We start from the raw sequence: 20009 nt of genomic DNA, 5'->3' as shown, positions 1-20009 counted from the left end.
GAGTCCTCTTTACGGAAGTTCGAAACAGTGCGACCGGTTTGTTGCAGGATTTTCATACTGATAGAAGTCTGGGTCTTGCATCATCTCATTGAATTCCTGCTGAGTCAGTCCATTCTGTGCTGCCAATGCCTTCATTTTCCAAAGTTCAAAGCCCGGTACGTGCCCGAGATCAGGAGGCCCCGCAAAAGGAATGCCAGAATTTGGATCGATTATCAGGCCATCCTCGGTCTCTTCCATTTTTTCTTCGACTTCATCCAGAACCCACTTACGGACGTACGGGTCCGTGTAGTTACATCCGCAGGGCGGAGCGTTGTGAACGAGGAACCCGGTATCACCGACGAAGTAGTCATGGTCCTTGGCGACAGTGAAATTGTAAACCGTCTCTTCGTTCTTGACCGGGGTGATGGCGGTAATCCTGCGCCAGTTGCCGTTGATGGTCAGGAGACGGTCGCCGATCTGCATCTGCCCGGCGGCCATCCATGCGCCATCTTCTGCGTCCCCACGCCTGACCCAGAAAGGATGTCCCGTGGACGGACGTAATGGCGCATGCTCGCCCTCGATGCGTATCTGCAGCAGGTGATCGTGATGCGGACGTGTCAGCGCTATAACCGGCTCGTATTCCAGCTTGCCCGTAGAGCGATTGCGCGCCTCAACCTCGTCGCCCACCTCGATTGACTCGACCGGCACATCGCCATGATTAGTGTGGATGGGGGTGCCCGCTGCAAAACACCGAGGGCATCCGGGTTGCGGTTCTGGTTCTGGTTCTGGCTCTGGCTCTGGTTCTGGCTCTGGTTCTGGCTCTGGTTCCACTTCCGCCGGGCCTTCAAACTCGGCCTCAGCTGCGCAACTCTTCAAATTGATGGTGAGTGAGACCAGTGTCAACGTAGCGTCCGCATAGAATTGGCTCGAACCTACCTGAATCGATCCATCCAGAAGCGGCTTGACAGCACCAAGGGTAGAAGCGGCTGTGAATAGTAAGCATGCTGCATCTTTCGCTACCGTTTTCTCGCCTTCTTCGGCCTGAAGGGAGACTTCTCCTATCACTCCTTCCTCTTCTGCCGCATCGTCAAGCCCCAAAGGATCAATGCGATTGACTGGGTTGCCCCCTGCATATCGATAACGATGCAGCGTTTTAGGCTGGAATATGTTGCCTGCGTAGGGGTCTTGCGAGACAAAGCGTCCGGTGATGGGGTTGTAGTATCTGGCGCGGAGATAATAGAGGCCGAGATCGGAATCCAGTTGTTCTCCGCGATAGAAGAACTCATTCGGCGTGGTACCTGTCGAACTCACCGTGTTGCCGAAGGCATCGTACTCATAGCTATCGGTGACAGCACCAGCACCGTTCGTTAGTTGCCGGACATTGCCGCCGCCGTCGTATTCATAAAAGTTCGGCTGCCAGGAACTATCGATGACCTGATTCTCGCTGATTCTCTGCAGCCCGTACGTATATTCACGGGTGACAGCACCATTCACTACTTCCTCTACGACCTGCGGCACGCCTGTTGGGTTGAGGTCATCGACAAGATAATGCGTTGTCGCGCCTGCTGCGGTCTTCGTTACCCGATTCCCATCTCCGTCGTAACCGATTGAGACGGACCCTCCATTCAACGAAATAAGGCGCGAGAGCGAGTCAAAGCCAAAGGTTTTTCCTCCCGCCGCAATCGCGTCTCCGTTGGAGTCATAGGTCTCCGCAGAGGATCGGTCGTCGGCATTGTAGGTTGCGGAAGTAGAGCCGATTCCGCTCAATGACGATAGGGCCGATAGGCGGTTTCCAACTGGATCGAGGCTGTACGCTACGCTGCCATTCTTGTTCGATGGATCGGACGACACGGCTTCATTAGTAAGTTGATTGATGCCGTCATAGGCCCAGTTCGTTGTGCGACCATTGGCCTCGACGGAATTCGTCTTGTTGCCCGCTGAATCTCGCAGGTAGTTGTATCCGGAGGTAGGCGTTACGAGTTGAGACAAGCGGTTCAATTGATCGTAGGAGTATGTTGCCTGCAATCCATTCGGATAAGTCGCCGTCGCCAGATTGCTGGCACTGTCGTACGTGTAGGTTGTCGTGTTGGCCCCCGATGGGAGGCGATTGTCCACGACAGTGCTGAGCCGATTCAGATCATCGTAGGTATAGGAGACAGATGCCCCGTTAGCGTTGGATGAGGACATCGATGCCAAGTTTCCTACCGCATCGTATGTATAGCTGAGTGTTCCTTCGGGCGCAGCTTTACTGGTTAGCCGATCGAGATCATCGTAACTATAGGTAGTCGTGCCGCTCCCGTCCGTCATGGTCGCACGCTTGCCTGTCGGAGTATAGGTAAACGATACACCCGGCTCGCTGACGGTTGGATCTGGAGTGATGGCAGTCAGTCTGTAAACAGGATCGTAGGTAAACGAAGTGGTTTTACCTGCAAAACTGGTCAGCGAAATCAGATCGTTGTTCGTATCGTATGTTGCCAATGCGGTTGAAGATCCATCTGGCAACGTTTTTGAAACAGGCCGCTGGAGCGCATCGAAGCTGGCTTGTGAGGTGTGTCCGTTTTCATCAGCCCATGAGGTTAAATCGCCATTGACATCATAGCCGTACAGATTGGTGTTGTTCGCGGGTATTGGGTGGTTTACCTGGGTTAGCGATTGCAATCTGTTCGCGGTGTCGTAGCTGTACTGAATGACGTGTCCCGCCTGATCTGTCAGGCTGGTCAAATTGCCGACCCCATCATAGGTGAAGATCTTCGTTGTGCTATCTGGGTAGGTGATCTTCACCAATCTCTTTCTGGAATCATAGCTATATTGAGTCGTGTTTCCTTTTCCATCCTTACTGGAGATCACATTTCGTTCATTGTCATAAGTAAACTGGAAGTTGCCTAGCACGCCGGACACTGCGGTCAAATTTCCCGCAGTATCGTATGTGTAATTTGTTGCACGCCCAAGAGCATCTGTGGCGCTAATCCTATGACCCGCGGCATCGTAAGCGAACGTGATGGTCGTCGCCTGGGGCGTACCGTAGGCTCGCGTGACCGATATCAAATGACCGGCTGCGTCATAGTCATAATGCGTCACATGACCTGACTGATCGGTCACGCTAACGAGGTTGTTGCGGAAATCATAGGTGTAGCTGATGGTGGTTGTCGGTTGAGTATCAAATGTGACCAGGATGAGTCTGTTCAGCGCATCATAGGAATATTGGATGCCCGTGCCATCCGCAACCGTTCGCGATATCTGATTGCAGTCGGAATCGTAGCTATAGGTAATGTTCTGGCCCAGTGGCAGCGTGACTTGGACAGCCTGGCATACCAGTTGGCCGTATGAATACGCTTCGGTCACTGTCGCCGTTCCAGTTCCCCCGGATTCTGAATGCATTTTCCCTTTAAGGAAGGACTTGGCATTGGACCCCATACCCCCATTGCCAGTATTTGGAGCAGGAATAGTAGTCGTAAGCTTGCGGCCCAGAGCGTCATAGGTATATGAGGTTGTTCTACCTGTCGGGTCTGTTATGGTTTGCAAATTACCGTTTGCGTCATAGGTGAATTGCGCTGCGTGCGCAGGCTGTGCCGTAACGTCGAATCCGATGGCTCCGGCTTGCAGAGTCCCGTTTGCATTGTAGATAGTGCTCATCAGCGTACCGAGACTGTCGGTTACGCTCTGCGGGTTGTAATTGGCGTCGTAGTTGAACGTCCGTGTATTGCCCAACTCATCGGTGTTTAAGGTAGGTTCGCTGTACTGGTTGTAGACCGTCGTGCTGGTGGTATTGGTGCTGGTGGCTGTTGCTGGATAGGTCTGTGAGGTCTTGTTGCCGTTAGAGTCGTAGGTGTAGGTAGTCGTGTGGCCCAGCGGGTCGGTAACAGAGATCAAGTTACGGTTCGCATCGTAGACGTTGGTCGTCGTGTGCCCCAGTGGATCGGTCGAGGTCAGCAGGTCGCCGAGATTGTCATAGACCATCGTTGCAGTGCCGACGTTGCCACTAGCATCCGCAGGATACGTGATGGTCGTCGTGTTGGTGCTGAGATCATAGGTGTAGGACGTTGTTTCGCCAAGTGCGTCTGTGACACTCTTCAGGCGCCCGGAAAGCGAATTTCCATTCGCATCGACGTCGGTTGCTCCGTAGTAGGACGAACTAGGCAGCGGATTATTGCGGAAGTCGGTTCCGCTTAGATAGTAGTGATTCGTGTCGTACGTGTAGGAGCTGGGTTGTGAGATGTTCGGATATGTAACGGTGGCAAGATTACCCTGATCGTCATAGCCATACTGATACACGTTGCCCATGGTGTCGGTGATCTGTGTGATGCGGCCTTGCGAGTCACGCACAAATGGCACCGAAAGGCCGGTTGTGCTGGTAATGCCTGTCGAGGTGATCGTTAATCCGTTACCGTTCTTGTCAATGACGGATTGCAGATTGCCGTTAGCGCTGATCGAGTACTGAGTTCCTGACGGATCGGTGTAGAGATACTGAGTGGGCGAATAGGGCGCTCCGCCTAAGCACTCCCACGTTCCTGCGTCGATTTGAAGAAACTCCAGGTCGATTCCACACCCGGTTCCGGCATCTGTCAGCGCGCCAAACATGCCGGGTTCTGGCGTATATGCTGGGATGATTTCTGTGAATGGATAGCCGATAGCATGCGGGGCGAGATTGAAGGTACGCCGTTGCCCGCCCAGGGTAAAGCTGACGTTTCCTTGTGGATCGACGGTCAGATTCACCGTTGTACCAAGATTCCAGCCATAGCCAAAATCACCAATCGTAGAGGCGTTCAGGCTGTCGTAGGTTCTTTGGACATTGATCGAGAGACCGGTGGCAGGCACCACAAAATCTGTGACTGTCGAGGTGACACGTCCAGGCTTGTAGCTACCAACAGCTGAAACCAGAACCACGTCATATTCCGAACTTCCGTTAGTCTGTGTCGACTGCAATGCGATCACGTATGACCCGTTTTGCAGCGTGGTTGTATCGAAGGTTCCGATCTGACCTGTTCCTGTTGTATTCGAATTCAGTACTGTAACCGCATTCGGATTGTTGGCCGGATAGTAGGCAAGAGTGCCGCTCTGAAGAGTTACGCCGTTTGCGACTGTGATGGGCACAATTCCAGATGCTTGCGAGCCATATGTCGGGCTGACGATCCAACCTTGCGGAGTTTGTGGAATAGGAGCCGGGTGCACCGTCACCGTAAACTGTGCGGCCGCGTTCGCGCTGGTATCGGTTGCGTATAGTTGCAGGACATAAATTCCGGGTTCGCTGAATGCAGCAGTCGTTGTCAACTGTTGTGGGTTTGCAAAGGTTATCGTGCCGGGTCCGCTGACCTGACTCCAAGTAACAGTTGGATTGAGACCTGCAGAATCTGTGACGGACCCCGTCAAAGATAACGTGTTGGGCAAATTGATCGACGTTGGAGCCGTGATCGACACTCCAACCTGATCGCAATTACTGCAGGTGGTTGTGGTTGAGGATCCATTCCAGGTTCCGGTAATGATGTTGGACAGAAGCACATTGCCGCCTACTGTCGCCGCAGCAATAACGCTATAGCTTCCTGTCTTGACATGCAGGTATGCGATCGATGCATGACCGGTGGTGTCGGTGATTGAATTCAGCTGGAAATTATCAACGCCGGTTACATAGAAACCGACATTCACGTTGAAGAGCGGATTTCCACTCGCATCTGTGACCAATACGACGTAGCTATCCGTATCCGATACCGTGCCATATAAGCTCAGCGCGATTGAACCAGGACTCGCAGGGGTCGGATATGAGTTCCATGTCACGCTGGAAGGATTGGCTTGCAGTTGCGGCTGCCCAGATGGAGAAGCCACGGCATCGAGGGTGTCGGTGCCTACGTATGTACCTGTATAACTGAATGCCGCGTTGCCAATGGAATCCGTATTGGCCTGATCCTGACTGGGATTGGCACCCGATGTTGTCAGCGTTACCGGGACCCCGACTGCAGCGGTCCCTGGAGAGCTGGTCACGTAAGCAGATACAGGTAGAGGCTGCCCCAACGGATAAGAAGCAATGCTGGTGAAGAATGTCGGGAAATAGGCTCCGTTTACTTCCTGAATCCCTGTAATCGAGGTCTGGTCTCCGTCAGCGTTTGTAAGCGGCCGCAGAGGATAGTTGTCAGAGACTGCTCCCGTGATCGAAGTGATCTGCACTAGCGCTCCAGGTGTGAGTCCAGTGGCTGCGACGACGGGATTCGTGCCGTCTTTCATGCCGAACTGGTAACGATTATTCAGCCCACCTGTAACCCAAGCCCAGGGCATCGTGGTCGCCGGCACCTTGAGAGAATTGCCGTTCACAGTGGCGGTGAAACCAACGCCACCGTTGTCCTCAAAGAAGGTATCGTTAATGCCGAGTTGCAACTGGCTTGCACCCGCGGGAACGAGATAAGACCCGCCTGTTGCACCAATCGCAATCGGCTCAATTACGCTTCCGCTGCTGTCGGTAAAGGCTCCCATCAAGCCGCCTTGACCTAAAGCAGGAGGCGTGCGGAGCATGATTGAGGCTCCTGTGACAACAGGAAGGGGATTCCAAACCACGTTGAGTTCGTCTGATGTGACCTGGATGCCATTGACCGTTGCCGAAGCCTGAATCGTATCCGAACCGCTGTTCGATCCGATGTAGGTATAGGACGCAGTTCCCGTACCGTCAGTGGTTGCCGAAGCGATCGCGGTGTTTACGCCTACGATGTTAAAGGACACACTGATTCCAGGTTCCGGTGAACCGGACGGATCGAGGAGTGTGGCCGTGAAAGTTTGCGAAGTACCTGTCGTGTAGGGAGAAGATGCAGCCGCTGTCAGCGTAATCGGCGCAGGTGTTGGCAGCAAGGTCACCGCTGCGGTTCCAAGAGTCGAGCCGGTCAACTGATTCGTTGCTGTGAGCGTGACGGATTGCTGGCTTGAAATCATTTCCGGCGCGTTATAGAGGCCGCCGGGCGTCAAGGTTCCTTGCGCTCCCGAAGACATGGACCAGGTGACATCTGCATTACAGATGCCGGCAGCCACGAACTGTTGCGTTTGCACTGCGTAGAGGCTTATCGCAGGAGGAACGACCTGTATGGTTCCTGCGGGCGAGAGACGATAGAAGGTAGACGGTGAACTCTGATTATTGAATTGCGTCTTCAGCCAATCTCCAGACCGTGGAACATTGGAGACGCGGGTCTCATCCATGTTGCCGTTGAGATAAAGCCAATTCCAGTCGCCGAGTTGATAAAGGCGGGTATATACCGCGCCGGCGAAATAGGAGTAATTCGAGCTATACCCCGTCGGGAACGATTTCTGGCTCGATCCAATCTGTTGCCCATCGACATAGAGATAGTCGTTTCCGTTTGTGTCGAACGTCACCGCCGCGAGATGCCAGTTGCCGTCTGTGTATGAGTTCGGAGATGTCACTCCCCCGCCAACAACGCTGCCATCCTCATTGATATATAAGAGTCCGTTCCACCCCAGCATGGAGTTTGTCGCATCACCGGGTACAGATGGGATTCCTACATCTACGCAGACGAATACCCATAGGCACTGATCACGCGGTACCTGAGTGATGAGTCCGCCTCCTTGTGTTGTCTTAAACCATGTTTCCAGAGTTGCTTCAAAAGTTGTGCTCGTCGCGTTCTGCGGAAGTCCGATGTTGTCATATACACCGGTCGGATAATTGGGGAATGCGACCGATGGGATCTGGAAGTAGCTGGACGATCCGTCGAATCCGCTGGCGCCATCAATCTGGCCCTGAGCCGCTGAGATATCGGTTAGCGGTGCGTTGTTCGCGTTCATCGTCGAATCGATCGCGTTTCCGCCGGACAGGTTGCCGAGGTGATAGATAGCCAGATAATTGCTGTCCCAGACTCCGGCCGGATTCTGCTGCGAACTCACAATGTTCGGATTGCCGTAGAAGACGTAGATCACCGTGTCGTTCAGGTGAGACAAGGTTGGAACCCTGATCCAGGCAATCACTTTCCCGGTTGCAGGATCATACTCTTCAAGCTCATGGTCGAGCTTGGTCGTGCCATTTGGATCGAGACTGAAGATAATGTCGTAGCCATTACTGCTTGTAACGTGTCCGCCGTGACTCGTCAGAGCTAAATCCGGATCCGTGGTGTTGAACAGGAACGGAAAATTAGTCTGATCGGTATTCGCAACCTTTGTGTGATCGATCACAATTGTCCGTTGATACCCATACCCGCTCGACGCGCAATCAGAAGGCATAAGTGTAATGGCGGCAGAAGCCGACTTGGTCGAATCCACTTGACTGGTTGCGGTGATCGTGACCGTTGTTTGTGACGAGATGGACGTCGGTGTTTGATACACACCGTTTTGATCTATCGATCCCATGCCACTTGGGCTGATGGACCAGCTTACAGCTGTATTGACTGCATTCGAGACCGTTGCAGTGAACTGTTCTGATTGATTCGTAGTCAGGGCGATGGTTGCGGGAGCCACTCCAACGCTGATTACCGGCAGGAGTGTGATGGTCGCGGAACCGAGGTTGGAAGGGTTCGATTGGTTCGACGCTGTTACCGTCACACTCTGGGATTCGGTGATTGCCGGTGGTGCTGTGTAGAGACCAGACGATGTCAGTGTTCCTAGGGAACCGTCGGGCATTGACCAGGCAACCGATGAAGAACAAGAGCCGGTTGCCGTGAGTTGTTGGCTCTGTCCTCCGTAGAGAGACACGGACGCAGGAACTACTTCTTCCGCATTTTCAGACAGCAGGGTGTAGAAGGTTGTGGGCGAAGACTGATTGTTGTATTCGATCGTAATCCAATCGGATGACCTGACGATATTGGAGATGCGAAGTTCCTCGATCAAGGTGGAGTTAGAACCAGAGCCATTTCCGATAATGGCTCCGCCCTGTCCGCTGAGTGGCGACACATCGCTTAGTACATTGATGCGATTCGGCGTTGAGTTGAGTATCCCGTCTGTGTATAGAGCGAACTGTTCGGGGGAGATATTTGTACCGCTAGGAGCAGACCAGGTTCCGGCGATGTGATGCCAGGTTCCATCGGCGATGTTGGAATTTCCCTCTGCACCGATAAAGGCGGAGTTAGCGTCTAAGAACAGGAGGCGCCCAGCTGTATTTTGAATGTCATTGTAGCTTCCGCACCCAGTCGTGTTGCATCCGCCATTTCCATCCAGACCAAACGTAAGCGAATGTCCGCCTGATCCCTGATCGTCGTAGACAATGTTGAAATTCGGGGATGTCGAATTGATCCAAGCCTCGACGGTGTATGAGGTGACCGCATTCTGCACGTATGGCGTAGTGACGTTCGAACCGCTTGCTGCGAAGTTGGCCGCCGTACCGATTTCTCCGGACGCGGCCGTTGCGCCATTATTGACGGCATTGTCGCCGTAGGTAGTGGAGTCAATGACAGGTCCAGAGCCTATGTTGGCCAGGTGATAAACGGCTAAGTAATTTGCATCCCAGACCCCGGACGGATTCTGTTGAGAAGCCGTGACCGCTGAGTTTCCATAAAACATGTATATGGTCGTGTCGGAGATATGGGAGAGTGTTGGAATTCGGATCCAAGCAACAAATTGGCCCGTCGACGCACTGTACTGTTCTATTTCATAGTCGAGGCGGCTCACGCCATTCGGATCGGAGCTGAAAAAGATGTCATAGCCGCTACTGTTGGACACATGGCCGCCATTGGCAACCGTAGCCAGACTGGGATCCGTCGTATTGAACAAGAGGGGGAAATTGGTCTGATCCGTGTTTGGTACTTTGGCGTGATTAATGACGATGGCACGTTGATAGGCATAGCCGCTCGCCGCACATGAGGATGGCGAGAGCGTGATCATCGCAAAGGCCGATTGCGTCGGATCGGCCTGGCTGGTTGCGGTAATGACGACCGTTTGTTGCGAAGTGATCGTCGATGGCGCGGTATAGAGACCTGTCGCGTCGATGCTCCCGACACCGGCAGGATCGATCGTCCAGGTTACAGCGGTGTTGCTCGTGTTTGTCACGAGTGCAGTGAGTTGCTGAGTCTGGCCCGCGGAAAGAGTTGCACTGGGCGGTGTCACGCTTATTGCAATTGGGAGCGTCGTCGTAGCCGGCATCAATGTGATCGTCGCCGAAGCCAACGTTGTTGGATCTGCCTGACTCGTCGCCGTAATAACAACTGTCTGTTGCGAAGCGATGGCTGTTGGAGCAGTGTAGAGGCCTGTGGGGGAGACGCTCCCGCTTGCAGCGGGGGTGATGGACCAAGTGACTGCCTGACTGGAGGTATTCGAAACCGTTGCAAAAAACTGTTGAGTACCGCCGCCTGTTAATGCGGTGCTCGTAGGAGTGACACCAATCGATGCCGCCGGAAGCAACGTAATTTGGGCAGTTGCCGACAGGCTCGGAGAGCCTAGAGTGGAGACCGTGAGCGTCACCGACTGAGGGGACTGAACGTTCAGAGGCGCCGTATACAACCCTGATTCAGTGAGCGTACCGAGGCTTCCAGATGGCATCGTCCATACGAAGTCAGGAGAAGAGGTGCAGCTACCAGTGGTTTGCGCGGTAAACTGCTTTGTTTGTCCGGCATCAAGAGTAATCCCCTGTGGCGACGGCACAACCGCCACACCCAATTCGGGGCTGAGTGCAGAGAAAGATGAAGGAGAATTTTGATTCGCGTATTCAGTCGCTACCCAATCACTCGACCGGGCTACCTGAGATATTTCGACTTCATCGATACTGCCTCCAAAGTAATGCCAAGTATCGTTCAGTGTGACTCCATATGTATTTCCCGTCCCAAGAAAGGTTTGGAAAGGGGGAGTTTCACCGACTGCAAAACCCGTCGCCGAGGAAATAATTTGGCCATCCAGGTAAAACATCTCTGTCTGGTCTTTGATCGTGAGCACAGCATAGTGCCATTTACCATCGTTGACTGGTAGAGGACTTGGTGAAGTGCTGTTCGCGGATGCAGCATTGAGTTTTCCGTTTGTATCGATATAAAAGATCGAGTAGATCCAATTAGTAGTGCCCACTGAGTCACCGGCAGGAGCCAACGATAGAATTACCCCTGTTGAAGTTGTTTGAAACCACAAGCCTACAGTTGCAGGATCTGTAGACGTCGAGAGGGCACCAAGAGCAGTCGCAGGAATCGACGCGTAACTCGTAGATCCGTCGAAAACCGCGTCATTACCGATTTTTCCTTGTCCAGTTGATACATCTGAGGCCGTTGCGTAGTTCTGATTCTGCGTCGAATCGGTTTCAGGCATAGGTGCTGTCTGATTCATGTGGTAAACGGTCGAATAGCCGCTATTCCATACTCCCTCAGGATTCTGCTGGGAGGCCGTGATCAGAGCGTTGCCGTAATACAAAAAGATAGTTGTGTCCAATGTGTGAGACAGGCTCGGAACACGAACCCACGCTATGATTTTGCCCGTTGCAGGATCGTAGTTCTCGATTTCGTAATCCAGTCTGTTCGTTCCTGCAGCATCGGAGGCAAACATAAGGTCATATCCCGAGGGACTCGCGACATGGCCCCCGTTTGCTGTCGTTGCCAGGAGCGGATCCGTTGCAGTGAACAGGAATGGGAAATCCGTTTGGTCCGAATCCTGGACCTTTGTGTGGTCTATACGGATTTGACGCACATAACTGTATGCAGCCGCAGCACAACTCGACGGTGAAAGCGTGATCACGGCTGACGCCGAGAGGGCAGGATCTTCGACGCTCGTCGCGGTAATTGTTACCATTTGCGACGCGGTGACATTTGCGGGTGCTGTATAGACACCACCGGAAGAGATGGAGCCAGCGTTTTGAGGACTAACCGTCCATGTCACGGCGGAGTTAAGAAGATTTTTTACAGTCGCGTGGAGCCCTTCCTGTTCTCCACCAAAGAGTGTTCCCGAAAGAGGCGAGACGGCGATTGTAGGAGGAATTAGAGTAATAGTCGCAGTCTCGGAGATTGCCGGATCCGCAATGTCGGTCGCGGTAATGACGATCGTCTGCTGTGACGTGATGAACGCGGGAGCAGAGTATAAGCCCGAAGGCGAAATACTCCCTACACCCGCTGGACTCATCGTCCATGCCGCAACTGATGGGTCGCAGGATACGGACTGAGCAGCCGTGGCCACGCAGAGAGAAAGTTGTTGTGTCTGGCCGCTATAGAGAGTTGTTGCTGCGGGAGAAATCGGAGAAGCTGACGGATTTATCGTTACACTGTCGTATGTGAATGCCTGTGAATCCGTTGGAACGGTAGCAACAACCAGGTCATATTCGTCCGTTCCAGTAAGATTCACGGGAGCCGTATAGAGTCCGCCTGCGGTGATTGTTCCAATTCCCCCCGAAGCAACTGACCAACTCACTGGGACAGAGGCTGTGAACTGCTGTGTGAACCCTGCGTTCAAAGATGGAGAAGAGGGAAGGACGAATAGTGGCGAGAACGTGAGCGTTTCTTGCGCCGATTTTGTAGGGTCTAACTGACTCGTCGCAGTGATCGTCGCTGTCTGCGGGCTGCTGAAAGCTGCCGGGGTGAATAGCCCGGTTGTAGAAATCGAACCCACACTCGTTGGGCTGACAGACCAAGTAACGGCCGTGTTGGTAGAATGCTCAACATTCGCAGTGAACTGCAAGGTTTCGTAAGGAACATAGATCGTTGGATTGGATGGTGCGATGCTGACGCTTAGAGGAGGTAAGAGGTTAATCGCCGCCTCGCCGACAGTTGAACCATCAGCTTGACTAACCGCAGTCGCAGTCACAGTCTGTTGTTCGCTGATGGTGGTTGGGGCTGTATACAAGCCATTTAGTCCGATCATTCCCGGTTCACCTGCGGGAATCGACCAGTTGACGGCCAGGTTGCTGCAGTTCCCAACTGCCGCAAGCTGCACCGTTTGACCAGCATACAAATTCGTCGTTCCCGGAATGACTCCTACTGGATTCTCCGAAGAGAGAGCGTAGAAAGTAGAAGGCGATACCTGGTTGTAGTACTCAGTAGCAATCCAATCGGCGGAACGCACAACATTAGAGATTCGGAATTCATCCTCGGATCCACTTAGGGAACCATAGTCGCCTCGATTGTCAAGATTCCCGCCATCGTCGTTATAAGCGAGGTAGGCTGGAATTGACGAATCATCAAGGGGATTAGATATCTGAACGGTAGCAGATCCATTCGGCACACCATTGATGTAGTAGGTGATTTGACTCTGTGTCGATCCGGGCGCCAAAGGCTGGACAGTCGCAACGACGTAGTTCCAAACCGCGCTAGTGACTTCAGATTGGCTGGGATGGAAGCCGCCCTCTGCGTCATAGAGATTGAGCTCCACATTGAGATCAGGGTTAATGCCGAGGGACCACCCTCCTTCTCCCATTCCTGCCTTGCCTAAGATGACGCCGCTCGTGAAATATGGAAGGACCCATGCAGAGAATGTCGCTGCACCGTGGCCTAGATTCGCGAGATTGGCGGGCGCACCAATCGTGGCGTGGGTATTACCGTCCGTCGACATGCCACCATCAATCTGTCCCGGTGCCGCAATTGCACCATTATTGGTCGCACTGTTCCCGTTGCTGGTGCTGTCTGCCAAAGAGAGGTTGGTTCCGTTGGGAACATGCCATACTCCCAAGAAATTGGAATCCCAGACGGCCGACGGATTCTGCTGTGAGGCCGTCACGCTGCCATTTCCGTAGAACAAATAGATCACAGTATCGCTGGTATGAGACAGTGCTGGAATGCGGATCCAGGCAATGATTTGGCCTGAGACGGGATCATATTTTTCGAGTTCATAGTTGAGCAGGTTCTGCCCCGACGGATCCGAACTGAACAAAATATCATTGCCATTCACATCTGCAATGTGGCCGCCGTTTGCGGTGGAGGCGAAGGCGGGATCTGTCGTGTTGAAAAGGAACGGGAAATTCGCCTGATCGGTGTTCGGAACCTTAGAGTGATCGATTACGATTGCCCGTACGAAACTGTATCCGCTTGATCCACATACCGGTGACGGCAAAGCCGGCGGAGTTAACGTCACCGTTGCTGTGCCAGATTTAGTCGAGTCCGCATGACTGGTTGCCGTGATTATGACGGTCTGGGCCGAGGTTATGCTGGCGGGCGCAGTGTACAGACCCGTCACATCAATCGTTCCTGTTCCACTCGGGTTTATCGTCCATGTCACACTTGTGTCGCTTGCGTTAATGACATTGGCAGCGAATTGCTGCTGCTGGCCTCCGCTCGTGAGCGTAGCGCTTCCAGGAGTAACAGCTACTGAGGCTGGCGGCATCAGAGTAATTGTTGCTGACGCCGAAAATGAAGAATTCGACTGACTTGTCGCAGCGACAGTGACAGTTTGTTCGGATTCGATATTGGCTGGCGCAGTATACAAGCCACTCGCAGAGATTGAGCCGACATTGGAGGGAGAAAGCGACCAGTTTATAGATCCATTGCAACCGCTGAGAATGGTTCCGGAAAATTGCTGCGTTTGAGAACCGTAAAGGGTGACGGAAACCGGCCCCAGTGCGGCATTTTCCGGAGAGAGAGCATAGAAGGTTGCCGGAGAGCTTTGATTCACGTATTCGGTGGCAATCCAATCCGCGGATCGGATTACGTTGGAGATTCGAAATTCATCCGTTGCACCGTTGAAAGAGTCCTGAGCTTGATCCCCATAATTGGCGTTGGCCAGGAACGCAGGTTGTGCAGAGTCATCCGTGGTATTTCCAATTCCACCGGATCCGGATTCATTTGGAACCCCGTTTATATAAATAGTCGCCTGACTTCTGGTAGACGTACCCGCAAGCGTCACAACTACATAAGACCAGGCATTGTTTGCTATCGGCTGGGTGCTCAAGAGCGAGAAAGTCGATTGGTCAAATGTAACCGAGAAATCTACAAGATTTTCCGTGCTGATGCCGACTTCCCATCCCGCGCTATTATCGTAATCGTTCTTGCCCATGACGACCCCTCCCTGGTAGGGAGGGGTATTCACCCAGGCAGAGAACGTGGCATTGCCTTGCGCCAGATTGGCAAGATTGGCTGGAGTACCAATGGTCGCGTATGTACTGCCGTTGGTAGACATACCACCGTCAATCTCACCTGTGGTTGCCAGCGCTCCGTTGTTCGTCGCGCTATTTCCATTGCTAGTAGAGTCAGCCAGGGACAACTGCGTTCCATTTGGAACGTGCCAAACTCCCAGGTAGTTGCTGTCCCATACGGCAGTTGCATTTTGTTGTGACGCAGTAATATTTGGATTGCCGTAGACGACGTACAGTACTGTATCCGAAGTGTGGGAAAGCGTCGGAACCTTAATCCACGCTATGACCTGTCCCGTGACAGGATCGTACTTCTCCATCTCAAAATTCAGAAGCTGTTGTCCTGCTGGGTCCGTGCTGAATGCGATATCGTAGCCGTTCGCGTTTGACACGTGTCCTCCATTCGTAGTGGTAGCGAAATTCGGATCGGTCGTGTTGAACAAGAATGGAAAGTTAGACTGATCTGTATTCGGAACTTTGGTGTGGTCGATAACGATCTGCCGTGTATAGCTATACAGACTGGTGCTGCACTGAGATGGAGTGAGCGTTATCGTTGCCGTGCCGGACGCAGACGTATTCGCTTGGCTAGTAGCCGATACTGTAATCGTCTGCTGCGAAGTGATGCTCGCAGGAGCGGTGTACAGCCCCGAAGAGTTGATTGACCCAACTCCCGAAGGACTCAATGACCACGTCACGGCAGTATTGCTTGTACCGGTTACACTCGCGGCAAATTGTTGTGTTTGCGAAGGAGTGAGAGTGACGGTCGAAGGTGACACACTTACCGTTACAGGTGCGGTAATAACGTAAGATGCCGATCCCACAGCGCTATTGGAGAATCCAGAAGCCACAGCGATCGCATTGATTGTCTCACTCGACGCAACGGAGATCGCACTCATATACACCGATGAAGACGTGGTCGGTGTCGAACCATCTGTCGTGTAGTAGATGGTTGCTCCCGAAGTCGCATCACTGATCGTTATATTCACCGCACCGGAGTAGGTTCCAGGCGTCGGCGAGAAAGTCGGCGTAGCGGCGGGCGAATTCGCCGTTCCCGAGATGTACCGCCAATTCGTTACATACTGAGTGGAAAGATAGCCTCCGTCCGATCCCGTGATCCCAACAGTCGCTGTGTCGCCGCCCACCGTTGCGGGGATGTTGACTGCCGTCGACGAAGTAAAACTCGCTTTCGTCGTGGTATCGGTGATTGTCGATGTAAGGTTTGTGCCATCGTAGGTCGTATGAACGTGCAGGACATTGCCGTTCATCAGGTTCAGCTGCGACCCGGTCATATCCAATGATGGCTGCGTCGGCAGAGCACCATTGACATAGACGCCAGTGGAATCATTGCCTTCACCGTCGTTGTTCCAAAAGTCGTATTTGATGGCAACACTCGACTGAATGTTCTGGTATCCGAGCCCCTCTCCGTTTTGTCCGATTGCACTGGTTCCATTGGAGTCGTTCTGAAGTGTCAACGTAATTCCATCCGCCTGGAACGGGGAGAGAATCTGATAATCGAAATCGGAAGTAAACGCATGAGAGCTTATGGGCGTGGTGTACCAGGCAGCGCGTGCTTCGTTGACATTGCCGTCGCTAAGCTGGAGTGCACCATTGAGGATTGCCGCTCCCCCGACAAGATTCAGATTGCCCGTAGTGAAGCCGGAGCTATAGTCAAAGGTCCACGACGTTGAAGTGATCGTATAGGGAGCCGTTCCAACACGTGAGATCTGCCCATTCGGAGCAACCGCGATCGCATTGATAACCTCCGAAGCCGACACAGTGACCGGGCCTGAATAAGGTGCCGAGGAGGTCGTCGGTGTCGTACCGTCGGTTGTGTAGTAGATGGTTGCCCCGGGTATCTCGTCCGTGATGGACACCAACTGAGACGTTCCATACGTTGCTGAGACAGGCGAGAATCGTGGTGCCGCTGTCCTGTATCCTCCAACAACCCGAACGACGTTATTGCCATAATCTGCGATGTAAATATTCGGCGAAGAAAAGTTGGAGCCCCCCACCAATTGGAGCTTGACCTGAAGAGGTTCATTCATCTTGGCGGTTGTGGCAAGTGCTCCGTCTCCTGAGTAACCCGGCCAAGTCTGCGTACCAGCAATTGTCGTGATTACGCCTGTTGCCGCGGTCACCATCCGGACAGCGGCTCCCGAGTAGTCTGAAATATAAAGGTTTCCAAAGGAATCAACGGCTACGCCCGTTGGGAAGTAGAATTCCGCGCTCGTAGCGGGCCCCTCATCTCCTTGGTATCCCTGCGTTCCATTGCCCGCGATGGTTGTGATGATTCCGGTCGATGCAGTTACCTTGCGAACGACATGGGCCGTGTAATCAGAAATGTAGAGATTCCCGGCAGAATCAATCGCAAGCGCATCCGGATCTTCGAGAGATGCGCTCGTCGCGGGACCTCCGTCTCCTGAGTAGGTGTAGTTTCCGTTTCCGGCGATGGTTGTGATGATCCCGGTGGAGGCATTCACTTCTCGAATGACAGCGTTATTATCGTCAGCGATATAGAGATTCCCTATCCCATCCAGCGCTATCGCAAGTGGATCGTTGAGTGTTGCGCTGGACGCAGCACCGCCATCGCCTGAGTAACCGGCAGTGCCGTTGCCTGCAAAGGTCGTGATCACACCAGTCGATGCCGAGACAACACGGATCGCATTGTTCGTGCTGTCCACAATATAGAGATTTCCGGAGGAATCTAAAGTCAGATCGATGGGACCATTCAACTCCGCAGAAGTCGCTGGGCCTCCGTCCCCCGAGTAGCCTGCGGTACCATTTCCCGCAACCGAGGTGATGATGCCAGTCGACACAGAAACCTCGCGGACGACGTTGTTAGCGAAATCCGCGATATAGATGTTTCCTGCTGCATCGACTGCGATGCTTGCGGGCTGATTGAGGCTCGCGCTTGTTGCCAATCCTCCGTCTCCGGAATATCCGGCATTGCCATTCCCTGCCATGGTGTTAATGACCCCATTCTGTGGAATCACTACCTGAGCTTTAGCCATGCTTCCGGCAAACCACATGCAAGCTACTGGGAAAGCTAGGGTTGAAAGAGCAAGGCGAGAGACACGCAGAGAACACAAGGCAGCCAGCAAACGAGCGATCACGGAATCCTCAATCTGTGTTAAAGCGATTGTGGTGCATCGAGCAGCGAATACTTGGCCGCCGACTATGCCGCTGAGAGTGATGAATTAGCTGTGAATATGCGTAAATCTGAGAGCCAGCCCGACGTTCTACGATGGCCTACGGGAAATTGATTGAAGGAAAAAGATGGCTGCAGTGTCGCTGGGTTCTCGGTGGAAAGTCAACAACTTTTTGAAAGGAAAATATTCTTTAGTTAGTGCATAGTTATGAAGGTTTATTACTAAGTAATTACACGATGAGTTTGTTTACATATGGATGCCAGAGGCTTCGCGTCTCAGTGGAGTGCCTGCCTAGATTTGGATCAAATGCGCTGAGAGAAAATTCTTGAAGGAGCATTTGGATGGCACGGAAACGTTACACGCCAGAGCAGATAGCGAGCGTACTTCGATAGGCGGAAGTACTTGTGGCGAACGGGAAGGCGACCGATCAGGCATGCTGGGAAGCCGGCATCGTTAAACAGACATACTACCGGTGGCGTAAAGAGTATGGTGGTCTGAAGGTGGACCAAGCGAAGCGGTTGAATGAACCTGAGCAGGAGAGCCAAAAGTCGAAGCGCTTGGTAGCGGAGCTGAGCCAGGGCAAGCAAGTTTTGGAGGACCTTGCACGGGGAAATCTCTAAGCGCCGGGCGGTGTCGGAGTGCGGTGGGTCATGTTCGGAGCGAGCATGGTCCAAGCGAACGCGATGCGTGCCGTCTGGTGTCACATCCACGCGGTACGCGGCGCTATCGACCGATGGAGCGTGAGGATGAGCCTCGGCTAACGGAAGCCATTATCGAGTTAGCGAAACGGTATGGACGCTATGGCTATCGCCGGATCACGGCGTCGCTGCGGCATGCTGGCTGGCGAGTGGGCAAGAATCGTTTCCCAGACCAAGTCAGATATCAGTTATCTGCCTGAGCGTTTGGCGGGAAGAGCGGAAGTTGCGCCCGAGATCCCGTTCGGCAAGCATCCGAATGAGGTGAGCCTGGGCGGATCGTAGCCCCCATGAATGGATTTGCCGACGTGCTTGTGCTTCCGGGTGTCAGGGTGGCGGCCGACGAAGACACGCACGAGCCAAGTGCGGGCCCCGCCACGAATAATCTAGCCCGTTTTGCGGACCATATTCCCTCCAAAGACGTGAAGTGCGGCGCACGTGTGGCACACGTGGCCGCCGTTTAGGATTAGTTTTTTGCGGCTGAATCATGGGCGGGAGACTGACTCGGGGTTCAGTAACTGGCTATCGGACTCCACCCTTGTTCATTCTGACGCTTAGACCACTCGCAAGTGCGATCCACGCCGAATTTCTGCGCCGGGCACGTGTCCGTCCTGCATCGCTGCTAACTTTATGGCTTCGGCATTCGGCCGTTTTTCCTGGACAGACGACATGAGAGTCATTGCAAGCTGATCCGGAAGCAGAGACAGGACCGCCTGCCAGACGCCACCGTCGATTCGTGCATCAATTCGGCAGTAGTACAAGGGTAAAGCAGCCTCATCGATGATTTTCACTGAATCCTGGCTGTTCTTCTGCGCGCGCAGCGTGAATTGCTGGCCTTCGATCTTCTTCAGATCACGACTCAGGAGGTAGTAGAGCGCCATATTCTTGGTGCGCACGATTTTGTTTGCCGCGGCTTGTGCGCGATCGCTCAGACGCGCGGCTTCACTGCGGCAAAACTGTTCGCGCGCTTCCATCATGCGGACGAAGCGCCCAATCCGATCCACTTTCTCTCCACGCGCTTCGCAGAATTCCTGAAAGCGAGCCACCAATTCGTCCGAAGGCTGACCTTCAGCTTCAATCTCCAGCTCAATCTCATCGAACAGTGCGTCCAATTCCATATCGATTTCAAACAACGAGTTTGCTTCGGCAATCGAAGCCATGTCGGTGCTCCTCCTCAAATTGGATTGTTTTCTGGAGCGTCCTACGCCGCGGCTCCTTCATGGTGTCGATCGGTACCAGAAGACCGGA

General features: G+C 53.3%; 4 protein-coding genes and 1 pseudogene. 3 read left to right on the top strand and 2 right to left on the bottom strand.

Annotated elements, in window-relative coordinates:
* Positions 1–9: 9 nt before the first annotated feature.
* Complete coding sequence (locus OHL22_RS11900; protein ID WP_263337361.1) at positions 10–17928, bottom strand: DUF2341 domain-containing protein; 17919 nt, start codon at positions 17926–17928, stop codon at positions 10–12.
* Between the two features lie 479 nt (positions 17929–18407).
* Here OHL22_RS11900 and OHL22_RS11895 point away from each other — a divergent pair.
* The 3 genes and pseudogenes from OHL22_RS11895 to OHL22_RS11885 form a co-directional block, all read left to right on the top strand.
* Positions 18408–18928, top strand: a pseudogene (locus OHL22_RS11895) (transposase); the annotation flags it as partial.
* Positions 18858–19046, top strand: coding sequence for a hypothetical protein (locus tag OHL22_RS11890; protein ID WP_263337357.1), 189 nt, complete (start codon positions 18858–18860; stop codon positions 19044–19046). The pseudogene OHL22_RS11895 and the gene OHL22_RS11890, both read left to right, overlap by 71 nt.
* Before the next feature lie 5 nt (positions 19047–19051).
* The gene (locus OHL22_RS11885) at positions 19052–19225 is read left to right on the top strand and encodes a hypothetical protein (protein WP_263337355.1); all 174 of its coding nucleotides are present in this window, start codon (positions 19052–19054) and stop codon (positions 19223–19225) included.
* A gap of 90 nt (positions 19226–19315) precedes the next feature.
* Here the strand turns inward: OHL22_RS11885 and OHL22_RS11880 are convergent, their stop codons facing one another.
* Positions 19316–19921, bottom strand: coding sequence for a siphovirus Gp157 family protein (locus OHL22_RS11880; RefSeq protein ID WP_263337352.1), 606 nt, complete (start codon positions 19919–19921; stop codon positions 19316–19318).
* Positions 19922–20009 lie beyond the last annotated feature (88 nt).

Origin of the sequence: Acidicapsa dinghuensis, from assembly GCF_025685685.1 — a bacterium.
GTDB classification, from domain to species: domain Bacteria; phylum Acidobacteriota; class Terriglobia; order Terriglobales; family Acidobacteriaceae; genus Acidicapsa; species Acidicapsa dinghuensis.
The sequence above is the reverse complement of the archived record's forward strand: the minus strand, read 5'-3'. Positions and strand labels throughout refer to the sequence as shown.